This window comes from Frisingicoccus caecimuris (genome assembly GCF_004340975.1).
In the GTDB taxonomy this organism is placed as follows: Bacteria; Bacillota; Clostridia; order Lachnospirales; family Lachnospiraceae; genus Frisingicoccus; species Frisingicoccus caecimuris.
The window spans coordinates 36,952-61,882 of sequence record NZ_SLXA01000007.1 but is presented as its reverse complement, the minus strand read 5'-3'; the positions used below and the strand labels follow the sequence as shown (position 1 = coordinate 61,882).

Annotated in this window: 24 protein-coding genes and 1 other annotated feature; of the genes, 1 reads left to right on the top strand and 23 read right to left on the bottom strand. The window is 42.5% G+C overall.

The genetic code is table 11. From position 1 onward, the window contains the following. Positions 1–13: 13 nt before the first annotated feature. From rpoB to EV212_RS08200, 5 genes are all read right to left on the bottom strand, one after another. A complete protein-coding gene (gene rpoB, locus EV212_RS08220) occupies positions 14–3,853 on the bottom strand; it encodes a DNA-directed RNA polymerase subunit beta (protein ID WP_132091632.1) in 3,840 nt (1,279 codons plus the stop codon). Between the two features lie 311 nt (positions 3,854–4,164). After that, positions 4,165–4,914 carry an MBL fold metallo-hydrolase gene (locus tag EV212_RS08215; RefSeq protein ID WP_132091629.1) on the bottom strand — a complete coding sequence of 250 codons (750 nt, stop codon included), beginning with the start codon at positions 4,912–4,914 and terminating at the stop codon, positions 4,165–4,167. A gap of 46 nt (positions 4,915–4,960) precedes the next feature. Continuing rightward, on the bottom strand, positions 4,961–6,019 hold the full coding sequence (gene dctP, locus EV212_RS08210; RefSeq protein ID WP_132091626.1) for a TRAP transporter substrate-binding protein: 1,059 nt from the start codon (positions 6,017–6,019) through the stop codon (positions 4,961–4,963). A 43-nt stretch (positions 6,020–6,062) separates the two neighbouring features. Continuing rightward, positions 6,063–7,331 carry a TRAP transporter large permease gene (locus tag EV212_RS08205; RefSeq protein WP_132091623.1) on the bottom strand — a complete coding sequence of 423 codons (1,269 nt, stop codon included), beginning with the start codon at positions 7,329–7,331 and terminating at the stop codon, positions 6,063–6,065. Beyond that, a complete protein-coding gene (locus tag EV212_RS08200; RefSeq protein ID WP_132091620.1) occupies positions 7,331–7,840 on the bottom strand; it encodes a TRAP transporter small permease in 510 nt (169 codons plus the stop codon). The genes EV212_RS08205 and EV212_RS08200 overlap by 1 nt, the downstream gene beginning before the upstream one ends. Before the next feature lie 251 nt (positions 7,841–8,091). Between EV212_RS08200 and EV212_RS08195 the strand changes: the two genes are divergently transcribed. After that, positions 8,092–10,008: a sigma 54-interacting transcriptional regulator gene (locus EV212_RS08195; RefSeq protein WP_132091617.1), complete on the top strand. Its 1,917-nt coding sequence runs from the start codon at positions 8,092–8,094 to the stop codon at positions 10,006–10,008. A 233-nt stretch (positions 10,009–10,241) separates the two neighbouring features. Here the strand turns inward: EV212_RS08195 and EV212_RS08190 are convergent, their stop codons facing one another. From EV212_RS08190 to EV212_RS08105, 18 genes are all read right to left on the bottom strand, one after another. Beyond that, complete coding sequence (locus EV212_RS08190) at positions 10,242–10,871, bottom strand: Spy0128 family protein (protein ID WP_132091614.1); 630 nt, start codon at positions 10,869–10,871, stop codon at positions 10,242–10,244. 7 nt (positions 10,872–10,878) lie between these two features. Then, the gene (gene srtB, locus EV212_RS08185; RefSeq protein ID WP_132091611.1) at positions 10,879–11,646 is read right to left on the bottom strand and encodes a class B sortase; all 768 of its coding nucleotides are present in this window, start codon (positions 11,644–11,646) and stop codon (positions 10,879–10,881) included. A gap of 57 nt (positions 11,647–11,703) precedes the next feature. Next, the gene (locus tag EV212_RS08180; protein WP_132091608.1) at positions 11,704–12,705 is read right to left on the bottom strand and encodes a DUF7601 domain-containing protein; all 1,002 of its coding nucleotides are present in this window, start codon (positions 12,703–12,705) and stop codon (positions 11,704–11,706) included. 31 nt (positions 12,706–12,736) lie between these two features. Beyond that, on the bottom strand, positions 12,737–13,300 hold the full coding sequence (gene lepB / locus EV212_RS08175; protein ID WP_243115507.1) for a signal peptidase I: 564 nt from the start codon (positions 13,298–13,300) through the stop codon (positions 12,737–12,739). Continuing rightward, positions 13,293–13,544, bottom strand: a complete 252-nt coding sequence (locus EV212_RS08170; RefSeq protein WP_132091605.1) for a hypothetical protein — start codon at positions 13,542–13,544, stop codon at positions 13,293–13,295. Before EV212_RS08170 ends, lepB begins: the two co-directional genes overlap by 8 nt. A 15-nt stretch (positions 13,545–13,559) precedes the next feature. Further along, entirely contained in the window at positions 13,560–17,036 is a 3,477-nt protein-coding gene (locus EV212_RS08165) for an InlB B-repeat-containing protein (RefSeq protein WP_165873337.1), read from the bottom strand. Positions 17,037–17,415: 379 nt separating this feature from the next. Next, positions 17,416–18,258: a tyrosine-type recombinase/integrase gene (locus EV212_RS08160; RefSeq protein ID WP_132091599.1), complete on the bottom strand. Its 843-nt coding sequence runs from the start codon at positions 18,256–18,258 to the stop codon at positions 17,416–17,418. A 370-nt stretch (positions 18,259–18,628) separates the two neighbouring features. Then, positions 18,629–19,003, bottom strand: coding sequence for a 50S ribosomal protein L7/L12 (rplL, locus tag EV212_RS08155; RefSeq protein WP_132091596.1), 375 nt, complete (start codon positions 19,001–19,003; stop codon positions 18,629–18,631). A gap of 27 nt (positions 19,004–19,030) precedes the next feature. Beyond that, positions 19,031–19,525, bottom strand: a complete 495-nt coding sequence (gene rplJ / locus EV212_RS08150; RefSeq protein ID WP_132091861.1) for a 50S ribosomal protein L10 — start codon at positions 19,523–19,525, stop codon at positions 19,031–19,033. Positions 19,526–19,556: 31 nt separating this feature from the next. Next, positions 19,557–19,714, bottom strand: a sequence feature (ribosomal protein L10 leader region). 78 nt (positions 19,715–19,792) lie between these two features. Continuing rightward, entirely contained in the window at positions 19,793–20,485 is a 693-nt protein-coding gene (gene rplA / locus EV212_RS08145) for a 50S ribosomal protein L1 (RefSeq protein WP_132091592.1), read from the bottom strand. A gap of 69 nt (positions 20,486–20,554) precedes the next feature. Continuing rightward, entirely contained in the window at positions 20,555–20,980 is a 426-nt protein-coding gene (gene rplK, locus EV212_RS08140) for a 50S ribosomal protein L11 (protein WP_132091589.1), read from the bottom strand. A gap of 80 nt (positions 20,981–21,060) precedes the next feature. Beyond that, positions 21,061–21,576 (bottom strand): transcription termination/antitermination protein NusG, encoded by a 516-nt coding sequence (gene nusG / locus EV212_RS08135; RefSeq protein ID WP_132091586.1) that lies wholly within the window; start codon positions 21,574–21,576, stop codon positions 21,061–21,063. A gap of 13 nt (positions 21,577–21,589) precedes the next feature. Then, complete coding sequence (gene secE, locus EV212_RS08130; protein WP_132091583.1) at positions 21,590–21,790, bottom strand: preprotein translocase subunit SecE; 201 nt, start codon at positions 21,788–21,790, stop codon at positions 21,590–21,592. A 26-nt stretch (positions 21,791–21,816) separates the two neighbouring features. Beyond that, a complete protein-coding gene (gene rpmG, locus EV212_RS08125; RefSeq protein ID WP_132091581.1) occupies positions 21,817–21,966 on the bottom strand; it encodes a 50S ribosomal protein L33 in 150 nt (49 codons plus the stop codon). Between the two features lie 153 nt (positions 21,967–22,119). Next, positions 22,120–22,845, bottom strand: a complete 726-nt coding sequence (locus tag EV212_RS08120; protein WP_165873336.1) for a ComF family protein — start codon at positions 22,843–22,845, stop codon at positions 22,120–22,122. 206 nt (positions 22,846–23,051) lie between these two features. Beyond that, the gene (locus tag EV212_RS08115) at positions 23,052–23,522 is read right to left on the bottom strand and encodes a hypothetical protein (protein WP_132091575.1); all 471 of its coding nucleotides are present in this window, start codon (positions 23,520–23,522) and stop codon (positions 23,052–23,054) included. A 32-nt stretch (positions 23,523–23,554) separates the two neighbouring features. Further along, on the bottom strand, positions 23,555–24,316 hold the full coding sequence (locus EV212_RS08110) for a DUF4367 domain-containing protein (protein ID WP_165873335.1): 762 nt from the start codon (positions 24,314–24,316) through the stop codon (positions 23,555–23,557). Positions 24,317–24,672: 356 nt separating this feature from the next. Beyond that, positions 24,673–24,858 carry a helix-turn-helix domain-containing protein gene (locus tag EV212_RS08105; protein WP_132091569.1) on the bottom strand — a complete coding sequence of 62 codons (186 nt, stop codon included), beginning with the start codon at positions 24,856–24,858 and terminating at the stop codon, positions 24,673–24,675. Positions 24,859–24,931 lie beyond the last annotated feature (73 nt).

Sequence of the window (24,931 nt, the reverse complement as noted above, 5' to 3'; positions counted from 1 at the left end):
GACACTCCTTTCTTTAATCCATGTCCGGTTCTTCATACAGGTCAAAGTCTTCACTGTCATCCGGGTCGTCGCTCACGTCAACGTCCACAATTTCATCGCCCTCCACGGTTTGTTCTCTATATCCATAATCGCCAAAGGACTCATCGGAACCGACATAATTTCTCTGGCTGTCCATATAACTGCGATATTCTTCATCATCGGTGTAATCGACAGTTTCACCGATTTCGACCTCTGTCTGATCATCACGGAGCACCCGAACATCCAGAGCCAGAGACTGAAGTTCCTTAAGAAGTACCTTAAAGGATTCCGGAATACCCGGCTCAGTAATGTTTTCGCCCTTGATAATAGCTTCATAAGTCTTCACACGGCCAGTCACGTCATCTGACTTGAAGGTCAGGATTTCCTGCAATGTATAAGATGCGCCATAAGCTTCCAGCGCCCAAACCTCCATTTCACCGAAACGCTGTCCGCCAAACTGGGCTTTACCACCCAGAGGCTGTTGTGTAACGAGGGAGTAGGGACCTGTGGAACGGGCATGAATCTTATCATCAACCAGATGATGGAGTTTCAGGTAGTGCATATAACCTACGGTAACCGGACTGTCAAACTCTTCACCGGTACGTCCGTCACGAAGGCGTACTTTACCGGTACGGTCAATCGGAACACCTTTCCACTCTTCGCGATAGTCCATATGCTCTTCAAGGTAGTTGTAAGTTTCCTCGGAAATACGGTCTTTCCAGATTTCCGTAAACTCTTCCCAGGATTTATTTACGTAGTCATTGGCCATTTCCAATGTCTGCATAATATCCTCTTCATCCGCACCATTGAATACCGGTGTTTCAATCTTAAAGCCAAGAGCTTTGGCGGCAAGACCAAGATGGACCTCCAGGACCTGTCCGATATTCATACGGGAAGGTACGCCCAGCGGGTTCAGCACGATATCCAGCGGTCGGCCATTCGGCAGGAACGGCATATCTTCAACTGGTAAAATACGGGAAACAACACCCTTGTTACCATGACGTCCGGCCATCTTATCGCCAACGGAAATCTTACGTTTCTGAGCAATATATACACGAACGGATTCATTTACTCCCGGCGGAAGCTCGTCTCCGTTTTCTCTTGTAAATACCTTGGCATCGATAATAATACCATAATCACCGTGCGGCACTTTCAGAGATGTGTCACGAACCTCTCTGGCCTTTTCACCGAAAATAGCACGCAGCAGACGTTCTTCGGCTGTCAGTTCAGTTTCACCCTTTGGTGTCACCTTTCCGACAAGGATATCTCCGGCACGAACCTCCGCACCCACACGGATAATACCTCTTTCATCCAGATTCTTCAGAGCATCATCTCCGACACCCGGTACATCTCTTGTGATTTCTTCCGGTCCCAGTTTTGTATCTCTGGCTTCCGCCTCATATTCAGCGATATGAATCGATGTGTAAACATCCTCCTGCACAAGACGCTCGCTCAGAAGAACAGCATCCTCGAAATTATAACCTTCCCAGGTCATGAAACCAATCAATGGATTCTTACCGAGACCAAGTTCACCCTGTGAAGTGGATGGCCCGTCAGCCAGAACGTCGCCGGCTTCTACCCGTTCATTCTTGAATACGATCGGACGCTGATTGTAGCAGGCACCCTGGTTGCTGCCCACAAATTTCTGTAATTTATAAACATCACGCTGGCCATCATCCGTCTTAACGATAACCTCGCTGGCTGCGGAACGCTCAACCACGCCACTGCGCTTAGCAATTACACAGACACCGGAGTCTACGGCTGCTTTCTGTTCCATCCCTGTACCGACAATGGATGAATCCGTAAGCATCAACGGCACGGCCTGACGCTGCATGTTGGATCCCATCAGCGCACGGTTCGCATCATCGTTCTGAAGGAACGGAATCATAGAAGTTGCCACAGAGAATACCATCCGAGGAGAAACATCCATCAAATCTACTTTAGATTTATCAAACTGAGAAGTTTCTTCACGATAACGTCCGGACACAGAGTTATTTACAAAATATCCATCCGCGTCAATCGGCTCATTGGCCTGTGCTACGGTGTAGTTATCTTCTTCATCGGCTGTCAGATAAACAACCTCATCCGTTACCCGAGGATTCTTCGGATCGGACTTATCCAGAACACGATACGGTGCTTCAATAAAGCCATACTGATTTATCCGGGCATAGGATGCCAGGGAGTTGATCAGACCGATGTTCGGGCCTTCAGGCGTCTCAATCGGGCACATTCTCCCATAATGGGAATAGTGAACGTCTCGGACTTCGAAACCTGCTCTGTCTCGGGACAGACCGCCTGGTCCCAATGCGGAAAGACGACGCTTATGTGTCAACTCGGACAATGGATTATTCTGGTCCATAAACTGGGACAACTGGGAGCTTCCGAAGAACTCCTTCACAGCCGCAGTCACCGGTTTGATGTTGATCAGGGACTGTGGGGAAATGCCATCCAAATCCTGAGTTGTCATACGTTCACGAACCACACGTTCCATACGGGACAAGCCGATACGGTACTGGTTCTGCAAAAGCTCACCAACAGCACGGATACGACGATTGCCCAAATGGTCGATATCATCATCATTTCCGATGCCATATTCCAGATGAATATTATAGTTAATGGAAGCAAAAATATCTTCCTTTGTGATATGCATTGGTACTAATTCGCTCAGATTCCGGCGAATTGCCTCTTTGATCGCATCGATATCTTCATTCTCTTCAAGAATAGAGCTCAACAGCGGATAATAAACCTTTTCTGTAACGCCGACTTCGGCAGGATCCACATCCACCCAGCTTGTCAGATCAACCATCATATTGGACAGCACTTTGACAATTCTTTCTTCTGTCTGAATGAAAACATACGGAACAGCCGCATTCTGAATATCATTTGCCAGCTGCTCAGTCACAACGGTGCCTGCCTCGGCAATAATCTCACCGGTGGTTGTGTCCACAACTTCCTCAGCCAGCGGCCAGTTCTTTATACGATTCTTGAACGCCAGTTTTTTATTAAACTTATAACGTCCAACCTTTGCCAGGTCGTAACGTCTCGGGTCAAAGAACATGGCATTGATAAGGCTCTCCGCACTTTCTACAGCCAAAGGCTCGCCCGGACGAATCTTCTTATATAATTCCAGAAGACCATCCTGATAATTGTCGGATGTATCTTTGGAAATACTTGCAAGAATCTTTGGTTCCTCACCAAACATATCGATGATTTCCTGGTTTGTACCAATACCAAGAGAACGAATCAGAACGGTTACCGGTACTTTACGGGTACGGTCAACACGAACACTGAATACGTCATTGGAATCCGTTTCATATTCCAGCCAGGCGCCACGGTTCGGAATAACTGTGCAGGAATAAAGCTTCTTACCAATCTTATCATGACCGATGCCATAGTAGATGCCTGGAGAACGAACCAACTGGCTGACGATAACTCGTTCAGCACCATTGATCACGAAGGTTCCTGTTTCCGTCATTAACGGCAGATCGCCCATGAAGATTTCATGCTCGTTAATTTCATCCGTTTCTTTATTGATGAGACGTACTCTCACCTTCAAAGGCGCTGCGTAAGTCGCATCTCTTTCTTTACATTCGTCAATGCTGTATTTTACATCATCCTTACATAATGTAAAATCTGTAAATTCAAGACTTAAATGGCCACTGTAATCCGCAATCGGGGAAATATCATCAAATACTTCTTTCAAACCGGTATCCAGAAACCACTGATAAGAGTTTTTCTGTACTTCAATGAGGTTCGGCATCTCAAGAACTTCTCGCTGCTTTGCGTAGCTCATACGAATGCCTCTGCCAGATTTCACTGGCTTAATACGCTTCATACTGTTCATTGACGGTTTTTCACTCCTTAAATATTTAAACAACCGTTAAAAAGTTACTTTAAGCCTATCAAAACCCCAGACCGGAAGGCCTAAGGCTCCATACTAATTGCATCATAATATTATAAAGCAATCTCTTTTTTCTGTCAATCATAAACTTCCAGATTTTGCCGAGATTTCAGCCGCACAAAAAGCCATTAACTATGAGTTTCTATCCACAGTTAATGGCTTTCTAAATAATATGAATTTGTTATCAAAAGACTGCCTGAAAATCCGCAAGCCCACATAATACCGGGTTTCTTCAAAATTTCAGATTACTCAAATTCTATAATATCAAGTGGCTTCATAGCAATGACTTCACATTCCGGGCACAATTCAACCAAATATTTTTTAAAATCTGACAAATGCTCCTCCAGACGATAATGCATTGGAATCACCTTTTTTACACCCAGCATTTCAACACACATCGCGGCTGTTTGTGCATTCAGCTCACTAAGGCATCTCCCCTTCATATCGGCTCCACCGATTCCAATAAAAGCTACATCCGGCTTAAATAGTTCTCCCCAAAGCTTCATATCATATGTCAGAGAAGTATCTCCACCAAAAAAGCATGTAGGCCCATCTTTGATCTGTATAATAAAGCACATAGGTTCCCCTGTAATGTAAGTACCATTTTCCAGACGTCTAAATGCAATGTGTCTCGCACTGGTCGCATGTATCGTAAAATCTCCCTGAGAATAATATGCTCCACTCGTAATAAGCTCTGTGCGTTCTCCCCACATATTGCCGTATCCGGCTTCTTCCGCCAGTGCTAAAGTGCTAAGATCCCCCAAAAGTTTTGTTTTTGGGTCATTATCCATAATATCAAATGTTTGAGCAAAGTGGTCTTCTGAACAATGACTGCAAATGATCAAATCAACGATTATATCTTTTGGATCCACCGGACTTGGCAAAATTTTATAATTTTCATTTCCACTCAAGAATGGATCTGTCATCACTCTCATCCCATCCGGAGATGTCATGATAAACGAAGACCACCCCACATATTCGAGCTTTATGCCCATATACTCATCCCCTTTATACAGCTCTTAATTTTGGGTTCCTTTATTATCAAGGATTTTTTCCTGTGTCAGTACACATAATTTCATAAAGCTCCTGTGCATCCGCCTGAGCAACCATATCCTTCCAAAGGCCATTCTGATATGTTTCAATCACTTCATCGATATCAGCAAAATCATTTCTTGCAAGAATATTTCCACCATTATTAAGAATTTCTTCTTTATACTCGCCATCAAGTTCTTCTACATTTGCACGCTGTTCTGCTGCAATTTCAAGACATGTTTCTGTAAACATCTGCTGATCCTCTTCTGAAAGAGAATTCCAGAACTCAAGATTAAAAGCAGGGAAGCCTGTTTGGAAGAAATGATTAGACTCCCAAATATATGGTGCTTCTGTATACATCTGCTGAAGCGCAATCGTCTCCCAGTTTGCACATGCCCCATCAACAATACCTGAAGCCAGAGCCGTATAAAGCTCAGACCAGGCAACCGGAGTAGGATTCATACCAAGGGTTTTAAAGGTATTGATCCACATATCCAGTTCCGGCACTCTAAATTTGAGATTTTTTAAACTGGACAAGTCAACAATTTCTTTATTAGAGAAAATTTCACGACATCCAAGACTAAATGCGGATAAAAGGTGGATATTCGCTTTTTCTTCTGTAATTTCGGTCAGTTTTGCGCCTGTATTTCCATCAATCGCACTCCACAGCTGTGCGTAATCTTCAAAGAAAAACGCAAGATATAACATATTTGCTTCAGGAACAAGGAAATCCATTGTACTCGAATCTACCCAACCAATATTATAAATGCCATTGGAAAGGGACTCCACAAGTTCTCGAGCTTCCCCGAACTGGGAACTAGGATAAATTGTAATCTGATATTTACCATTGGAAGCTTCCGCTACAGCTTCTGCCCATTTTTCAAGATAAATATGCTGACTCGTTCCCGGTCCCAACGGATGTCCGAGTTTAAGCTCTACAGTTTCCGTACTTTCCGTTGAAACGCCATCCTTCGTTTCTCCTGCTGAACTTTCTGTTTTACCGCCGCATCCTGCTAAAGAGAGCATCATAACACCCGTGAGTAATACAGCAATTATACGTTTTTTCATAAGAATCCTCCTTTATATATTGCACGTTTTATTGTGCATATGATCAATTTAAAAGTGCCGGCAGCAATGTTGCTACATGTGGAACAAAAACAATAAGAAGTGTTACGCCCAGCATTATAAATACAAATGGCCATATCGGCTTGATTGCATCGCGAAGAGGCAGATTCGCAACACCACAAGATACATAAAGAGTAATTCCAACCGGCGGCGTAATCGCTCCAATACAGAAGACAATAATTACGATGATTGCAAACCAAAGCGGATTAAGTGATAATGCTGCAATAAGCTTTGTAAACATCGGAATCATCATAATACATGCCGCTGTAACTTCAACAAACATACCAATCAACATAATTAAAGCAATAATAAGAAGCATAACAATATATTTGTTAGATGAAATGGACATGATTGCACCTACTGCTGTGTCTGCAAAGTTACAATAACTAAGTAAATAGGAGAAAGCTGAAGCAAAACAAATGACAATCATTGGACCCAACGTAGATATAGCTGCCTGATACAGACTGTCAACCATGTCCTTAAGTGTAAGCTTCTTACGTACTAATCCGTAAATACAACAGTATAACACTGCAACAGCACCGGATTCTGTAGCTGTAAATACACCCGTTGCAATACCTACAAGTATAATAACTGGTGTAAGCAATGCAAAAAATGCCTTTTTAAAAGCCTGCCATATTTCACCAAGAGCTGCTTTCGGTTTTGTCTGCATTCCAAGTTTCTTTGCATGTAAATAGCTATATGTCATAAATCCGACACCCATAAGAATTCCCGGAATAACACCAGACATAAATAAGTCTTTAATCGGCAGATTTGTTGCACTGGCATAAATAATCATAATAATACTTGGTGGAATAATCGGTCCAAGATTCCCGGCAGCCGCAACAAGTGATACTGCAAATGGCGTGTCATATCCTTCCTTTCGAAGGGCCGGAATCATCATCGAACCGATGGCGGAGGCAGAGGCATTATTGGAACCACACATTGCTGCCATAAGAATTCCGGTAAGGCAAGTTGTATGTGCCAGACCACCTCTGATATGGCCTACAAGTTTATCGCAAAAATTAATGAGATCTTTTGTTATATCTGTTCTTTCCATAAGATTTCCAGCGAGCATGAACAATGGAATTGCCAATAAAGCAAATGAATTAGTTGCTGTAAATGTTCGCTGAGCAAGCACAGCCGGAGAAATCCCTTCGTATAAAAAAGCCAGGCTTGCGGATGTTCCCATTACAAAAGCAATTGGCATCCCTAAAATTAAAAATAGAAAAAATGATCCAATCAATATTACAAGCATTACACATCGCCTCCTCCCCCTAATAAATTTGTATTTCCAAATCTTGATATCTTCTTAATGACACTTTCAATCACACATAAAATTAAATAGGCGCTACAGGCAAGTTCTGACGCATACACGCAGCCACTTGGAATGCCAAGTCCCTGAAATATTGAAGAGCCCGATTGAGTTACGTAAAGTAAGCCTGAATACCCATAATATACTGCAAAAAAGCCAACCAGAATATCCATCGCAATACTGACGATCTGTTTGAGTGTTGTCGGAAATTTTTCCACCAACAAATCAAGATACGTCGCCAGCCCCACTCTGTAGTATACCGGAATCCCTAACATAATCGTCCATACGAACAAAAATCGAGACAATTGTTCAGCCCAGGTAATCGGATTTCTCAAAAAATATCGCCAAAAAACTGATGCGATAATCACAACTGAAAATACAGCCATTGCAAAAATTATAATCCATTTATATATCTGCTGTATAATATCTAGAATTTTGCTATAATTCTTCAAGTGTATCCCCCTTTCATTTACTTATCATAGCTATTTTCTAAAACCTTTTAATTTTAAAACATCACCTCCAATTATCATGCTCATTCTCATATATCCGCAAGTTCGATGCCAAATTGCTTATTGATAAAAAATGCCGGAAAAACAGCAGAAAACCATTTCATCATTCCCTTTCTTGTGTAAAGTGTAAGTTTTTATTGCGTAAAATGTAAAATTATTTTACAATATTCTTATAAAGCTGAAAGGAGAATCCCATGGCCCGAATTGCGTTTATATTAGAATTAGATTCCACATATTATACCGCTTTATCTGTAAGCAGGAATTATCCGAAAGGAACGATTAGCGTAATAAAAGTTTCAAACTATGAAGAAGGTATATCTGTGGCAAAAAAAATGGTTGCTCAGGGCACCCAAATTCTGATTTCAAGAGCAGGGTATATATCAAAACTGCGTTCCACAAACATCTCTGTACCAGTTGTAGAAATCCCATTCTCTATAAGCAATCTTCTTTGTGAATTGGTACAGGCTCAGAAAACTTACGGTTTAGTTGGTCTCGCCGGGACCAAATCTCTTTTAGATGCTGCCAGTGAAGTAAAATGTGTTCTGAATTCTGATATTAAGTATTATGAAGTAAATTCTGTTGAGGACTATGAAGCTGCAGCAATCAAGGCCCATAGTGATGGCGTACGCATACTTGTCGGTGGATATGATGAAACTCGTTTTGCCAGGCAGGAAGGACTCGAAAGAATAATATTAGAAACAAGTGCTGATGAAATTCTTATCGCTTTACGCGAAGCTCAAATAATTATTGATCAGATTGACGCAAAGAATAAACAGAACGAGGAACTGAATACCATTTTTAATATCATCAACGAAGGACTCATAATGTTTGACCCAGCGGGAAATATCACTTTAATGAACCAACTTGCATCCTCATTATTTAATGAAGAAAAATTCCTCACTTCTTCAGATAATAGCATGACATTTCCATGGGTGGAACAGGTAATTACTTCCATGAAAAAAGACGAAGCAATGCTAAACGTGCTTCAGGAATATAAAAATACGAAATATATATCTTCGATTTATCCAGTTCGGTATGGGGAAAAAATATCCGGAGCTGTAATGAAACTCCAACGCATACAGGATATCCAGGGTATAGAGCAAAGCATTCGAAACCAACTATTCAAACACGGACTTATAGCTTCACATACATTTGCTGACATTATCGGCAATTCTGCCATATTAAAGAAAAGCATTATGATGGCAAGGCGATACAGCGGCGTAGATTCAACGGTTTTAATTACCGGTGAGTCCGGAACAGGCAAAGAATTGTTTGCCCAAAGTATTCACAATTGCAGCTTGCGCATTAACGGACCGTTTGTTGCTGTAAACTGTGCCGCAATCCCCCCAACGCTTTTGGAATCCGAATTGTTTGGCTATAAAGAAGGTGCGTTCACTGGCGCCAGAAAGAATGGAAAAACCGGTCTTTTTGAACTGGCCCATAATGGGACCATATTCCTTGATGAAATTGGCGAAATTGATATGTCTATCCAAGCGCGCCTTTTGCGAGTCCTTGAAGAGAAAAGAATCATGCGGCTGGGCGATGATAAAATCATTCCTGTAAATGTCCGAATTATAGCTGCAACCAATAAAAATCTACACGAAATGGTTAAAAACGGACAATTCAGAGAAGACTTCTTCTACCGTCTCAATGTCTTAGCTATAGAGCTCCCTCCGCTAAGAAAACGGAAAGAAGATTTAGAGCTTTTAATTCATCATTTTCTCAAAAAAGAGTGCACAAAACTCAAACGCCCGCCAATACATATAAAACCTGAGGGAATGAAAATTCTCATAAATTATGATTGGCCCGGAAACATTCGCGAACTCGCCAATATCATCGAACGCCTGGTAGTCATTTCACTCAAAAAGGATGTGGATGCAAAAATCGTAAGGGAAGCAATGGGAATTGCATTATCAAATCAAGAGGCACCTCAGCCTCTCTCCCATTCCTTCACAGATTCCAAAGAAAAGCTTTTAGAACATGAAGAACAATCCATTATCAAAAAAGTGCTTGAAGACTGTGGGGGGAATAAAAGTGAAGCCGCATCCCGCTTAGGCATCAGTCGTCCTACGCTTTATCAAAAGCTTAAAAAACATAATATTAATATTTAAATGTTTCAAGCTGGACCTGTTGATAATCTCATTTTTCCAGGTATATTTTTGTATAAAATAGAAAGGCTGGTAAACCCGGTTATTTACACCGCTTTTACCAGCCTTTCTATTTGAATTTGTTCGCTCTGTTTTCTCATCATAAAAAATGGCCTCCCGCAATTGATATAATAATTATACCATACAGAAGGCCATTTCTCTTTAATTTGTCAACAGGTCCTAACCCTTACCTGCTTTTAATCAAAACGCCGATCTTTTCTGCTCTGTCTGAATCCGCTGAGAATCATCACCAGAACAGATAACGCCAGCAAGGCTGCGAACAGGCGCACATGGGTCTGATCGCCGGTCTGCGGTGCCGCCGGTTTATTCGGTTCTTCCGGCTTCTTCGGATCCTCCGGCGCTTTGTACGCATTGCTGAATAGAATTTCTTCCACTTTGTCGGAGCCTCCGTCTTTAACGGCCCATACTTCGGCATTCAGTCCGCCGTCCTCGCCGTTCACCACGCGGACGGTGACCGTATAAACGGCTGTATCGTAAGTATAGCCCTCAGCATTTCCCACCTTTTGAGAAATGCGATAATGATAATCTCCCGGCACCGTATAAGTCATCGGTCCTAAAACCACCTGACCGGAACCTTTCACTGTACCGCTGCTCTTCTCCGGCATCGGCTCTTCCGTATCCAGACCAGCCAGCACAACTTCAAATTCCGCATCTGTCAGTGAGGAAGTCCCGGTAACTTCCACATATGTCGGTATGGTCACCGTACATCCACGTTCTTCCGCAAAAGCCATTCCCGGCAGAGCCAGTAAAGCCAGTATCAGCGAAACGCACACAAACCCACGGAGCCGTTTCATTTTTAATCTCATTGTTATGTCAGGCACCTCCTTCCTGAACCTTTTCTGCTCTCTTCATCCAACCAAAGACAACGACCCGGCCATTGGTCAGAGCTTCTGCACAGGTCGACAGACCGATGATCTGATCCGTCTTTGCCACACCAAGTTCCCGGTATTGGACCGCTCCCTCCCGGATATAATCCAGGAGCGGCTGGACATTTCCCTCTTCCTGGGCAGTTGGCTGATAGACAACACTGTCAAAAGCATCAATCTCCATACAGGCAAAGAGTTCAATCGCGTAAACACTCCCGTCTGTGAGATACAGGGTCCCTGTCCGGTGGTCGTCAAAATAGTCTTTATTTACAAACTCGACCACATCTCCAAACATGGCCCCATTGTCCATATGATGGCCATAGAGCAGACAATAACTGTCTGAGAAATCCGCCGCGTTCCGGCTGTCCATAAAAATCGAACCGGACAAGGCGAATTCCCCATAGACATTCTTATTGATATAATCCATATCCGTCTTCCCCTGAACGACCGGATAGTCGATATGGGTATCATCGATGGTCAGCCACCCTCGGACATCCGGGTTCAGCGCCGCGAGCTCCGCAAGGGTGGGACCATCCGCATTTTCGGGAGAAGGCTTGTACTTTAACAAATCATTGGAAACGAAAGCCCCCTGATAGAGCATGGCCGTATCCCATAGAGAATACCCACCGTACATCAGCATCACCAGGATGAATATGCCCACAATGACACTGAGCGCCCGATTTCCGGCCCGGGCCAACAACGCCGCTCTTTCCATGTCCGTCTGCCTCCTGTATGTACTGCCCCTGTCAGGCCTTCTCATCAAAAAATGTTATTAGTTTTCAAAATTATTTTTTCTGCGAAGGAATACAACTGCCAAAACTGCAGCAACAGCCACCATCAGAACGTAAGGTGCAACGTTCATCATGATACCGGTTGGAGTTGAAGCATTTTTCTCGTTTGTAAATGTTACTGTTTTATCTTCGCTGATAGTACCGCTCTTAGCGCCATCAACTGTTGTTGTATAACCATCGCTTGTATAATCCGCTTCTTCAACACTATATGTATCTGTTACGGATAAACCATGAATAGTTGCAGACTGACCATCTTTCAATGTGATTATCTTAGCATCCTCATCAGCACCCAATGTTACTGTCTCACCATCGCCATAAGTTACATAAAATTTTTCACCGTCGGCACCTGATGCATCAATGGTAAAGTTGAACGCTTTGCTCTTATCACCCTGATTACCGGTAACCTGCTTTGTAATGGTTACATCATGAATGTCCGTATAATCATTGGTAAATACTCCGTCATCCTTGCCATCCGTAGCCGTTGCATCTGTAAAGGTATAAGCATAAACTTCTTTACTCGAATTTACATAAACATCAAAATATTTTGTTTCTGTCGAATAAGTAATACCTTCATATGTTCCTGCAACTTCAGAAACGTTATAGCGATAGATACCAGGCGCTGTAAACTTGCTCGCATCAATAGAAATTGTTGTCGTACCTACAGTTGTTGTCGTCTGACCAATATCACTTGCACCCGGAGCCGATGTGATTTCCCCTGCTCCCTCTTCAAAATAAGCGCCGCCAGCCGGTCCTGCGTAAATGGCATCCTGCCCTTTGGAAGCTTCTACCGGACTCCCCGATGTAATCTGAAACCCAAAGGTTGTGGCCGGAGCATAATCATTGGCGTCCTTTGTAATTTCTTTTGTGATCGTCACATTTCTCGGTTCATTACCCTCTGCAAACACGGTCGTTCCCATAGCCATCATCATTGTGCCCGCCAGCAAAGCTGCTGCAATTCGATGTAACATCTTACTTTTTTTCATAACATTTCATCCTTTCATTAATTAAAATATTTTATAGTCCTGAGCGCCGAATAAGGGTAATAACCTTTCCTTTAATCTCATTTCCGCAAACCGGTCCAAAATACCTGCTGTCTTTTGCACCCTCACGATAATCACAGAGAATAAAGTATTCGTCATCAGCCAATGTCAGCGGATAACTGACATAGTCCTCATATTTCGGCGTTTTATAGTAAATATCGTTCTCTATAACGATACTACCATTAACTTTAAGTTCGGCGTCCTCCGTAATCTCCACGGAATCTCCGCCCTGAGCGACGACGCGCCCTGTATACCATTTACCGTCTTTTTTAAAAACAGCCACTTCGCTGCTTCTCAGGTTTTTATCCAGACGATAAAACAGCATTAAATCTCCTGCACAAATTCGCGGTGCCATGTCCTCATTCGGCATGGGCTTTATCCCAAAAACAACTCCAAACAGAATCCAGAACAGTAAAGCCAGCAAAATCAATCGACTGAAAAAAGAGATTACCTCCTGCCGGTTCGCCAGCAGACGGCGGCGGGCCGCGATGACTTCCTCCGGTGTATTCATCTCCGGTCTCCTTTTACGTTTAGCCATTAACGCCACCTCGTGAACGCGTCCCTCCTGTCAATTGCTGTTTCAACCCGGCAATGATCGCTTCCCTTTCACGAATCAGAGCGCGGCTCTGTTCCCTCTGGGCTTCAAAAGCAGACTGGTATTCTTTTTGAAGTTTTTCGAGCTGACGCCAGACGTCCGTCTCATCCACACCGCCGATGAACTTTTTACGAAACCGCATTGTCTTCATGTACGCGGCAATTTCTTCCATATCTTTTGCTGCCATAAGATTCCTTTCGTATTATCGAATCCGCTTTTTCAAGTGCCATACCACAAAACAAATGATTGCTTCAATCGCAATAACAACCATCACAATGAACGGGAATACATTTCTGACAATACCTGTCGGCGCTGTCACATTCTTTATATTTGTAAACGTTACAGTCACATCGTCCGTCAGATTTTGTCCACTATATTCATTTGAATTTGTCGTAGTATCCCCAACGGTCACTGTTGTACTATAGCCATCCGCTGCCTGGCTGGTTTCTGTCACGCTGACAGAAGAACCTTGCGGCAAATCCGTAATAGGATATTGCTCCCCGTTTTTCAATGCAAACTGCACTGGATCTTTTGTTGTTCCATCAGGTTTTGTAACAGTATAAGTGAAGTCGAAGCTCTCGTTTGTATCACCCATATTGCCCTCAACAAGCTTCTCTACCGTAACTGTCACCGTCTTCCGCCATTGAGCATACAGAACATTATTATCCGGATTCAAAGTATCCACCTGGATTTTATCGTCATTTTTAAGCAATGTGCCTGTTCCCGCTTGATCTGTGGTCCATCCGATAAACTCATAACCAGCCTTTGATACCACAGGCCCGGCAATCGTATATTCACTATTTGGTACATCAATATTTACAAGCATGGAAGTCTTGTTGTCCGCGTCAGCACCGCCATTGAAATTATAGGTCAGCGTTGTGCTGCGCACTTCAGCCCACTTTGCATATAAAGTTACATTTTCAGCCGGCATGGTATACACATCGCCCGGATAATAATCCGTACCGTTACCATCCGCCGCTGTATTCCAGCAAATAAAACCTTCATGCTCGGTCGGCGCTGTCCATTCTTCCGGAAGATTCAGAATTTTAGCTTCGGCTCCATCAATATAGGAAACCGAATCCTTCTTGGTCTGACCCATACCATTATTTGAATCATATGTAATGGTATATTCATTCTTGCTGATCCACTGAGCGACTAACGTTGTATTCTCTGTAATCTGAGTGTCAAAATTAAATGGCTCGCCATTTCTTGTCCATCCGGCGAAATCATAACCGACACGTGTTGGATTTTCCGGCTTATCTGCTTTTCCTGCCTTCTCCACAGTCTGATCGGCATACGCTTCTTCATTGTTCTCGCCGCCGTTTAAATCAAAATGTACCGTATAGCTCGGCGCTATCCATTTCGCATAGAGAGGAAAATCTCCTGCCGGCATGGTTTTGCCGTCGAAATTATAAGGTTCTCCTTGAAGCAATTCATTGCCATACCAGCCGCCAAAGATATAATCCTCTTTGCCATTTGGCGTCTCAGGCGTGAATCCCGCGTGACTGATATCTGCCTGATATAAGTAATCTTTTTCCGCTAAGTTAGTATCTGCGTCGAAAAACTGAATTTTATAAGAATTACGATCATAATAAAACTGCCAGCCATATACATTATTGCTAAACTTATGCTTTTCAGCCGAAGTTCCTAGTTTCGCACTTTTATTTGTATTGACCGAGAAACCTTTAATATCGTAATAATCATTTTCTGTCGTTGTCCAATTATTCTTATCTGACTTGAACTCATCTGCATGATCTAAAGAATAGCTTCCATTTTCGTTCAGGCTCTCCAGCCAATACTCTGTGCGAATCGTATACTTTCCACTGGTTGCAGCATAATAAAACTTGGTTCCTCCCAACGGCATTGCACTGATGCCGGACTGATAAGTATTTCCATTCGGACTGACTCTCCAGTTACTTGGATATGTTTGTGATAATCCTGTTCGTCGGCTCGGCCACAATGAACTGATATCTTGTCCATATCTGGCAGTGATCGTCAGTTCATCGATTATTTCCTCACCACCACCCAACTTAACATAATTTCCATTTCCGGGACCCACATACTCATAAGTTACTCCGCCCCAGCTCAGCTTTTGTTTATAGTCTCCTTTATTGTTTCCTACATATTCGTAGTATTCTTCCTGATACTTTATAAACTGAACCTCATAGATGTCTCTGTCATAATATACATGGACAACCGTAGAGCCATCTCCCGCGATATCTTGCTGTTCAATGGATTTTGTTGTACTCAGATGAAATCCCTCATACTTATCATCTGCAGAGTTTACGCTTGTTTTTGTTCCAGTCATTCCGTTCTGAGTCTCATGACCAGCTAAGGAATACCCGTCATCATCCGGGTTTTGCTGCCAATAGATTACGGTATAGTTCACGCTGACCGGACTCCACTTTGCATATAATGTGATATTTGTATCCAGGGTCTCATTAAATGAATATTCTGTTGTGCATTCTGCATCTGTATACCAGCCATCAAAGCGGTAACCGGTGCGCGTCGGTTCCACAGGTCTTGCTGTTTTTGAGCCAGCCAATACATATACCGGTTCAACCACAGAACCGCCCTGTGAATCAAAAGTAATCCAATGAGCATTTTTCACCACCGGATACAGAGTAACGTCCGAACCTTGAATAGACATCTCTTCATCCGGTGTCTCTGCTGCTGGATCCTTTGACCATCCGATTAAAGCCTTATTTACATCACCGGTGTTAAACGGAACATCCTCCGTCACTATTGCCGCACCGTTTGAATAGGTCTGTGTATAAAGAATTTTGCTATTCACATCTGCACCGGCCTTATAGAAAACATAATACGCCTCTTTATACCGAGCATGCAGCTTAATTGTCCGGCTTTCAGTCATTTGCGGCTGAGCTGTTCCAAAGCCTGTAAACTTGTCATCATTCACTGTGTACCATCCATCAAAAATCTGATTTTCATCACCTGCTGGCGTCTCTGGCTCATTTAAAATTTCGCCAGCCGATAAAATCTGTTCGTTCACCAGATTGTGGTCCTTATCATAAAAATCATAGGTATACGTAAAATGAGGTGTTGTTACAACATAAATAGAGAAACTCTCTGCATCAAATGCCACAACCTGATTTTCCGTATTTACTTCTTGAATCTGCTGCGGCAGAGCCTCCGCATCTTCCATATGGTAGACAGAAATATCCTCTTCCCCATCCAGCGCTTCTGCCACCGCCGCGTCTGCAATTTCTACCCGAATGGCGTCTGCTTCCGGCTGAAAAACATTACCCTCGACATCATAGATTGTAATGTCATAGGCTGCCAGGACATTCTGGCCTTCAATAGACACCTGCACCGGACAAGCTTCCGCCGTGGCTCCTTCCGGCATCTTGCCGCTCAGTGTAATGATCGCTTCACCGCCATACATGGCCGCCGTAATCGTCTGCTCCGACAATTCCGGTTCCACAGCTGTGTCGAATGTCTCCGTTTCCTGCGGTATAAATTCATCTGTTTCCACAGCACTGTCGGTCTGACCGTTCCAGGTCTCTTCCAGGGAATCTGATGCTTCTGTAGTCGTTTCTTCGGTTTCATACATTGTTTGTTCCGTTGTACTCACATCCTCCGCAAACGCCGACAATTCCCTGCTGCAAATCAATGACACAAGCATGACGAGAGCCATAAACAACGTCAAAGATTTTTTCACTTTTCTCCGCATTTTGCATTTTCCTTTCTTAATTTTTCAGGAAATAATCTTTCGACAACACTATCCCTTTCCCTACTGAATTATATTTTTTAGGCACAATATGTGTGGAGTCGCCAAATACCACATAATATTCGTTATGTGGTAAAAGAAACTTTTATTACATATATGTCTTTAGATAACATGTATTATTATATCAGAATAAATTTTAAGTTTCAACAATGTTTCTCACAAAAAACAGACCGAAAGGAAAAAATTTTCATCGGCCTTGTTTAAGCGCGTCTAAAATTCATTTTTTATCATATACAAGTTAAATCTATAACCACATAACGAATATTATGTGGTCTTTTTATTTTTAATCCAATCCGACCTTTGCGTTTTTCTAAGGAACCAGCCCAAGAAATTCAATCTGCTTCGCCTGTTCCTCTCCACTGACCAACGTATATATCCGTGTCGTATTAATGTTGGAGTGCCCAAGCAAATCAGCCAGGTGGGATATATCTTTTTTAGCTCTATAATAGGTTAATGCAAACAGATGTCTCAGATTATGCGGAAAGATTTTTTTCTTCATAACCCCCGCTTCTCTGCCGAGAGCTTTCATCTCATGACACACATTACTTCGATCTACGTTTTTTCCCGTTCTTGTAACAAAAACACTGCCCCGTTGAATCTTTTTTTCTCTCACATAGTGTTTTAATTTCTGGCAAAGCGCTTCCGGAAGAAGAACCGTTCGCCGTTTTCCTTTCGAGCACACCGATGCATATCCCAGATTTATGGCCGCTACAGTGATATACTTAAGCTCGCTGATTCGTATTCCTGTAGAACCGATCGTCTGCATGATCAGAGACAGCCTTATATTTCCTTTTCTCTCCGCCGTACGCACCAGTTGATAATACTCTTCCTTTGTCAAATCTCTTTCTTTGGCCCGAAAAGCTTCTTGTTGAATCTTTAATATTTTCACAACACAGTCATGCCAATTCATTTCCTTCAAAAAAATATTCACAGACGTCAGCATCGAATTCACACTGGCTGCTGCATATTTTGTAATCAAATATTCTTTATAAGCAATCATTGTTGTTTTGTTAATGCTCTCCGCCACTCCCGCATATGCAAAAAATGTCCGGACATCCCGGATATATTTATCAATGGTTGCACTCGATTTTTCCTCTTCTTCCAACCTTAGCCGAAATTCATCAATCATTGCTTCATTTAAAAAATGTTCCATAGCGCAGCTCCTCTCTGTTAAACCTTATTCATCCTATTGTAGTATTTCTGATTTTTTACAATTCATACGCATTACGTATGCCCGGATAGGCAAAAAAAAAGTTGCCACTTTTGCGCAACTCTATTTTTAATCTATTGTTTCTGCCTGTAAATTTCTTTCAAATCATCAATGGCTATTCCACATCCAATGTATGAATCCCCGGTCAACAACCCCGCCCTTCAAGCTCAATCCCAACATTTATATTATACCATACCTCCTTGAGAATAACAAAAGGCGTACCGCATGAACCGGCCCCCAAAAGTCAGACCAAAAATCTAACGATTGGGAGGTCGGTTCATATGCGATACGCCTTTTGAATAGATGCACCAAATTATTTAATAGTAACTTTAGCACCTTCAGCTTCGAATTTAGCTTTGATTTCTTCAGCTTCTTCTTTGCTGGCACCTTCTTTAACAACCTTTGGAGCGTTGTCAACAGCTTCTTTAGCTTCTTTTAAGCCAAGACCTGTGATTTCACGAACAACTTTGATGACTTTAACTTTGTTAGGACCAACTTCTGTTAATTCAACATCAAATTCTGTCTTTTCTTCAGCTGCTGCTTCACCAGCACCTGCTGCTGCAACAACAACGCCTGCTGCTGCGGATACACCAAATTCTTCTTCACATGCTTTTACTAATTCATTTAACTCTAAAACGGATAATTCTTTGATAGCTTCAATAAATTCAGCTGTAGTTAATTTTGCCATTATAATTTACCTCCAATTTAATAATAATTAAGCTGCAGTTTCGTCTTTTTCTGCAATCTGTTTAATAACACGAGCAAAGTTTGCAATAGGAGCCTGAATGCTTCCAAGCAATCTTCCAAGAAGTACTTCTTTGGAAGGAATTGTTGCAATAACTTTGATCATATCCTGATCGTAGTATTCACCAGCTACAATACCTGCTTTAAGTTCAAGCTTCGGCATCTTTTTACCAGCTTCAAATAAAATTCTGGCTGGTGCTGTTGCATCTTCAGAGCTTACAGCGATAGCTGTCGGGCCTTCGAGAACGTCTGCGATTTTTTCCCATTCTGTTCCCTCTACGGCACGTTTGATCAAAGTGTTCTTATAAACCTTGTAAGTCACACCTGCTTCTCTTAAAGTTTTACGAAGCTGTGTGTCTTCCTCAACTGTAAGACCACGATAATCTACAGCAACTAATGCCTCTGCATCTTTAAGTAATGCAGCAATTTCGTCTACGATCGGCTGTTTTAATTCAACTTTTGCCACGTTGGTGCACCTCCTTGTAGAATTTAAGTGTACCGCCATTGAAAAAACCTCTCTATCCATAGACAGAGAGGTTTTCTAAACTATCTTAATATCATCTGAAAAATTCAGATACAATAGTCTCCCTCGGCAGGCGTTCATAACTTACACCATTACGGTACCTGCTGTCTCTGGCAGCATTCGCTCTGCGCTCGCACTTAACTTGATAAAATCCGCAAAGCGTTTGTAGTATATCACCTTTTAAAGTGGTTGTCAATCAAAAACCAGCAATTATGCTAATTTTACAGTATTCAACTTGATACCAGGTCCCATTGTTGAAGTAACAACAACGCTCTTCAGATACTGGCCTTTAGCAGCGGCTGGTTTTGCCTTATTGATTGCTCCGATTAATGTATGGAAGTTGTCCGCTAACTGTTCTTCTGTGAAAGAAGCTTTTCCGATTGGCACATGAATAATGTTGGACTTATCCAGTCTGTATTCAATCTTACCAGCTTTAATATCGTTGATAGCCTTGGTTACATCCATAGTAACAGTACCGGCTTTTGGGTTTGGCATTAAGCCTTTAGGTCCGAGGATACGTCCTAAACGACCTACGATACCCATCATATCCGGTGTAGCAACAACAACGTCGAAATCCAACCATCCTTCTTTCTGGATTCTTGGAACAAGTTCGTCACCGCCTACAAAATCTGCACCTGCCGCCTCTGCTTCAGCAACCTTGTCACCTTTAGCAAATACAAGTACACGAACAGTTTTACCTGTTCCGTGCGGCAGTACAACAGCACCACGAACCTGCTGGTCAGCGTGACGTCCATCAACACCCAGACGGATGTGTGCTTCGATCGTCTCATCGAATTTCGCATTTGCTGTTTTCTTTAAAATACTTACTGCTTCGTCAACATCATAAAGAGTTGCACGGTCTACTAATTTTGCAGACTCTACATATCTCTTACCTTTTTTCATGATTTAAAATCCTCCTTGTGGTATTATCGGGAGCTACCCTCCCACTGTCTATAAATATTTTAGTTGCTCTCAGTCTACTACTGTGATTCCCATGCTTCGTGCTGTACCAGCAATCATACTCATAGCAGCTTCAAGGCTGCTGGCATTTAAGTCTGGCATCTTCATTTCAGCGATTTTCTGAATCTCTTCTTTGGAAATTGTTGCAACTTTTGTCTTGTTCGGCACTGCGGAACCAGACTGGATCTTACAAGCTTTCTTTAACAGAACTGCTGCCGGAGGAGTCTTTGTAATGAAGCTGAAGCTCCGGTCATTGTAAACTGTAATAACAACAGGGATGATCAAATCGCCTTTGTCTGCAGTTCTTGCATTAAATTCTTTTGTAAACTGTACGATATTAACACCGTGCTGACCCAAAGCAGGACCAACTGGTGGCGCTGGTGTTGCTTTACCAGCAGGAATCTGTAATTTAATATATCCTGTGACTTTCTTTGCCATAATAGCATACCTCCTGAATATTGTGGTAATTGCGGGAATGTCCCTCCCACAGCCCGCTCACACGCGCAGGCTCTTTTGTTTTACATTTTTCGAATATCTAAGACGCTGATTTCTACCGACGTCTCACGGCCGAACATCTCAACTCCGATGGTTACCGTCTGTTTTGCCTGGTTAATGCCGCGGATAATACCCACGGTTTCTTCCCATGCACCGGATACCACACGCACTGCATCGCCAATTTCATAATCAATCTGAACTTTTTCGCTGCTGATGCCCAGCGGAGCCATCTCAGCCTCCGTCAGAGGAACAGGTTTCGACTCCGGTCCGACAAATCCGGTAACACCACGTGTATTACGCACAACGTACCAGGTTTCGTCGTTCATGATCATATGGAGCAATACATAACCCGGGAAGAGTTTTTTCTGAACGCTCTTTTTCTGACCGTTCTTTACTTCCATAACGTTCTGCATCGGCACCTGAACATCCAAAATCTGGTCCTCCAGATGTAAATTCTGAATGGATTTCTCGATGTTTGCCTTCACTTTGTTTTCATAGCCTGAATAGGTATGTACAACATACCATTTTGCTTCTGCCATAACTTCACCTTTCCTACAGCGAAATAAGGAAATCGACTCCATAACGGAGAACGATGTCAAGTAATGCGATTACTAAGCCCAATAAAACAGAGACAACGACAACGGCGGTCGTTTCTTTACGGACTGTTCCCTGGTCTGGCCAGATGACCTTTTTGAATTCGGTTTTAATCTGGCTGAGCTTTCCAGGCTTATTTGCTTTTTCTATATCGCCCATAGTATTCACTCCCTGCCAATCGCTAATTACTTCGTTTCCTTGTGCATTGTGTGTTTTTTACAGAATCTGCAGTATTTCTTTGTTTCCATTCTGTCCGGATGAGCTTTCTTCTCTTTCGTCAGGTTGTAATTACGCTGCTTACATTCTGTACATGCCAATGTGATCTTAACGCGCACAACTTCCACCTCCACTTATATTTTTTATTATGGTCTTTAATTTTAGGCATAAAAAAAAGACCGCTTCCATAGCTCATCCATTATATAACAAATCTACAGGGGTCGTCAACTCTATTTTAAAATTTTTCCTTATTTTACGCTGAAAAAGCCCATTTATCCATTTCCATACCCGATACACAGGGCCAAAAAACAGACTTCTTCCACACCATTCTTCTTTAAAATACCTGCACAGGCTTCCATCGTACTTCCTGTCGTATAAATATCATCAATCAGCAGTACCCGACGCAAATTCTCTGGCAGATGTCGTATCTCCATAGATTTTGCCAGATTATGTCGACGCTCCTGACCAGAGACAGCCTTCTGAGGTTCCGTCCAACGTTTTCGATACAAAACATCCGTGCCCACCGGAATTTCCATCCGTTTTCCAATAGACTTGGCCAGCAATTCTGCCTGATTATACCCGCGAATCCGTTTCTTTCTCGGATGCAGTGGAACCGGAATCAACATCTGGGGATTTTTACTCCGAATCCACCTGCCCCATCGGTTCACGGCTTCTTCCGCATAAAAATCCGTATAGCTTTTCATTCCTTTGTATTTATAATCCAATATGGATTTCTGGATATCTCCACTGTACAGCCAAAGAACCCGGCCCTGATCGAAACTTTTCCCATGCCGGTGGCGGCTGCGCAGACAATCCATACACCATTCCCTTTGCTCTCCGGCCCCCGGAGTTAACGGTTTGCCACACCGTTTACACAGTGGCTCCCGCACCCGGAGAAGCTTTCTGTAACAAGCCTGATGAACTTTACCTTCTTTTAAAGATAAAATTTCTCCGCACAAAGGGCACCTCGGCGGATACAGTAAGTCCCAGAATTTCATAATCCCGCGCCTCTTTTCGGAACGATGCCGGCCTAGGGAACCGGCACCGCCCATTAACATTTTTAACTTAAATCCAGCAACATACAAGGGTTATTTTTTTGTTTCTGTTTTTTTAAGCAAAGCTTTTAAATTTCCGTTCTTAATTACTTTAAATTTTAATGTGTATTCATTCGTGACGCTTCAACTGGTGTCAGCGATTTGTTTTTTTAATTAACGCAGTTCGAGTTGTCACTTGTGGAATGATAATGATGAATATTACTGTATAATACTATATTTTCATAAGAATCCCCTGAATACACATAGATGCTGTTCCGGGTCCGATAGTCATGCCCCCATGCCACAGTAGTCATAGAATCAGCATATTCTGCATGCCAGCTATAGGCTGTATGAGATACTGAATCCACATTGATCCAAGTATTGCCATCTAACCTCTGAAGATAGGTATATACAATAATTTTTGTAGTTAAGTTTTGATAGCCCGTTACATCACAATAAGTTGTTGAAGAGCCATCCGTATCTAAAGTCAAAGCCGCGTATACATTGCTCGTGTAACTCCATCGTGAAGTTTTTTCATAACCTGGTACTACCTCATTTGAATAGTCATTGTTATCCACCGGTTCTTCCGCATGTACATTCATCGAAAAGGCGAACGTGAACATCAGTACTAACATCAACATTGTATTTCTCACGTACTTTTTAGATAACATTTCTAATCCTCCATCGGTTTTACCGATGCCGCCAGCACTTTAAACTCCTCCAGTGTCTGATTTCCTATGAACTCAAAAATATATCCATCCTTCTGCCACTGAAGATATGTTTGATTACTTTTAACATAGGTTATTCCTGACACTCCTTCATAAAGCTGAACATCCTCATACTTTAAATTTTCATTGTCATAACCACCGCTATAATCCAGTGTCCTTTGCTGAAAATTATATTCTTGCTGATTTTCATTGATATAATAAATTTTCAACACTTTATCCTGTTCTATCCTCTCACTCACCTCATACCCATCCAACACCTTTGACGGCTCATAAACTGTCTGGATTTCCTTCGGGAAATCCGTCGTCTGATTTTCGCCATACAAAATTTCTTCATCCACAGATGCACTGCTGAAGAGGGATCGCACCTGCACCACAAGGACACGGATAGGTTCGGGCATAGCGTCTGCACGGGCAGCCCCCAGACCGGCCGCAACTGCCAGAAAAATCACGGCGGCAGCTGTAGCGGCCGGGATACGGAAACGGCGTTTTGGTTTGGTCAAGGATTCTCTTTCATCTCTATCGAAAGCCGTTTGCAGCATCTTCTTTTTGCGTGCTTCATAGTCCTGTGAAAAAATACGAGGGCCTTCTTCACCATCAGAAACCTCGTCTGCATCTTCCTCAAGAAACTTATCTACCGCCTTTATAATTAAGCCTTCCCGCACTGGGTCAAAATCCTCTGCATCCTCATCTTCATTCAAAGATTTCATATGTATGATTGTATGAACCCCTTTTTTCCCGGTCGGAGATATAGATTCTGATGAAGTGCCAACGCTGTTGTCCAACTTTTCTGGGACCGAAGCATTGTTCTTTTTCAATTTCGAGAGCCCGTCACCAGTTTTATGGTTGCCTGCCACCGACATCAGCCTCCTTTCTCCACTAAATTACCAGTGTCCCTCGTTTGGCTCTCATCATCTATATCCGTTTTAACAAGCCATTTTGTGACACGATTTTTCAAGTTTTTTCATCTTTGTACATTTAGTATAAAATTTCGACACCAAATTGTGCAAAATTCCTCAACATTTTTCAATCCGCCCTGCCATTTAACTCATTTTCAACCTTGCCCTTAATCAATCAACTTCTCCATTCGCAATTTATATTCCATCAACCGCAGCACGTATTCCGGCATCTTCCGATTACCCCGTTCCCAATCTTGAATTGTCCGGTATGGAATCTGAAAATATGCCGAAAGCTCTTTCCAGTTCATTCCTGATCCTTCTTTGATTTGAATTAATCTTTCTTTAGAATCCATAACATCCTCCCGAAACGCATTGCGTTTTTCTTATTATACTCCGTTTTAATTGTTTATTCAATATAATATATGC

Bases quoted from the DNA above. Each gene is read 5' to 3' on its own strand.
- EV212_RS08205 (WP_132091623.1), bottom strand. From the start codon at position 7,331: ATGCTTGTAATATTGATTGGATCATTTTTTCTATTTTTAATTTTAGGG.
- EV212_RS08170 (WP_132091605.1), bottom strand. From the start codon at position 13,544: ATGGCAGCAAAAGATATGGAAGAAATTGCCGCGTACATGAAGACAATG.
- EV212_RS08215 (WP_132091629.1), bottom strand. From the start codon at position 4,914: ATGGGCATAAAGCTCGAATATGTGGGGTGGTCTTCGTTTATCATGACA.
- nusG (WP_132091586.1), bottom strand. From the start codon at position 21,576: ATGGCAGAAGCAAAATGGTATGTTGTACATACCTATTCAGGCTATGAA.
- EV212_RS08105 (WP_132091569.1), bottom strand. From the start codon at position 24,858: ATGGATTCTAAAGAAAGATTAATTCAAATCAAAGAAGGATCAGGAATG.
- lepB (WP_243115507.1), bottom strand. From the start codon at position 13,300: ATGGCTAAACGTAAAAGGAGACCGGAGATGAATACACCGGAGGAAGTC.
- EV212_RS08115 (WP_132091575.1), bottom strand. From the start codon at position 23,522: ATGTTGATGTTAGTACTGATGTTCACGTTCGCCTTTTCGATGAATGTA.
- EV212_RS08180 (WP_132091608.1), bottom strand. From the start codon at position 12,705: ATGAAAAAAAGTAAGATGTTACATCGAATTGCAGCAGCTTTGCTGGCG.
- EV212_RS08120 (WP_165873336.1), bottom strand. From the start codon at position 22,845: ATGAAATTCTGGGACTTACTGTATCCGCCGAGGTGCCCTTTGTGCGGA.
- rplK (WP_132091589.1), bottom strand. From the start codon at position 20,980: ATGGCAAAGAAAGTCACAGGATATATTAAATTACAGATTCCTGCTGGT.
- rpoB (WP_132091632.1), bottom strand. From the start codon at position 3,853: ATGAAGCGTATTAAGCCAGTGAAATCTGGCAGAGGCATTCGTATGAGC.
- EV212_RS08190 (WP_132091614.1), bottom strand. From the start codon at position 10,871: ATGAGATTAAAAATGAAACGGCTCCGTGGGTTTGTGTGCGTTTCGCTG.
- EV212_RS08195 (WP_132091617.1), top strand. From the start codon at position 8,092: ATGGCCCGAATTGCGTTTATATTAGAATTAGATTCCACATATTATACC.
- secE (WP_132091583.1), bottom strand. From the start codon at position 21,790: ATGGGCGATATAGAAAAAGCAAATAAGCCTGGAAAGCTCAGCCAGATT.
- rplL (WP_132091596.1), bottom strand. From the start codon at position 19,003: ATGGCAAAATTAACTACAGCTGAATTTATTGAAGCTATCAAAGAATTA.
- dctP (WP_132091626.1), bottom strand. From the start codon at position 6,019: ATGAAAAAACGTATAATTGCTGTATTACTCACGGGTGTTATGATGCTC.
- srtB (WP_132091611.1), bottom strand. From the start codon at position 11,646: ATGGAAAGAGCGGCGTTGTTGGCCCGGGCCGGAAATCGGGCGCTCAGT.
- rplA (WP_132091592.1), bottom strand. From the start codon at position 20,485: ATGAAAAAAGGTAAGAGATATGTAGAGTCTGCAAAATTAGTAGACCGT.
- EV212_RS08160 (WP_132091599.1), bottom strand. From the start codon at position 18,258: ATGGAACATTTTTTAAATGAAGCAATGATTGATGAATTTCGGCTAAGG.
- EV212_RS08110 (WP_165873335.1), bottom strand. From the start codon at position 24,316: ATGAAATCTTTGAATGAAGATGAGGATGCAGAGGATTTTGACCCAGTG.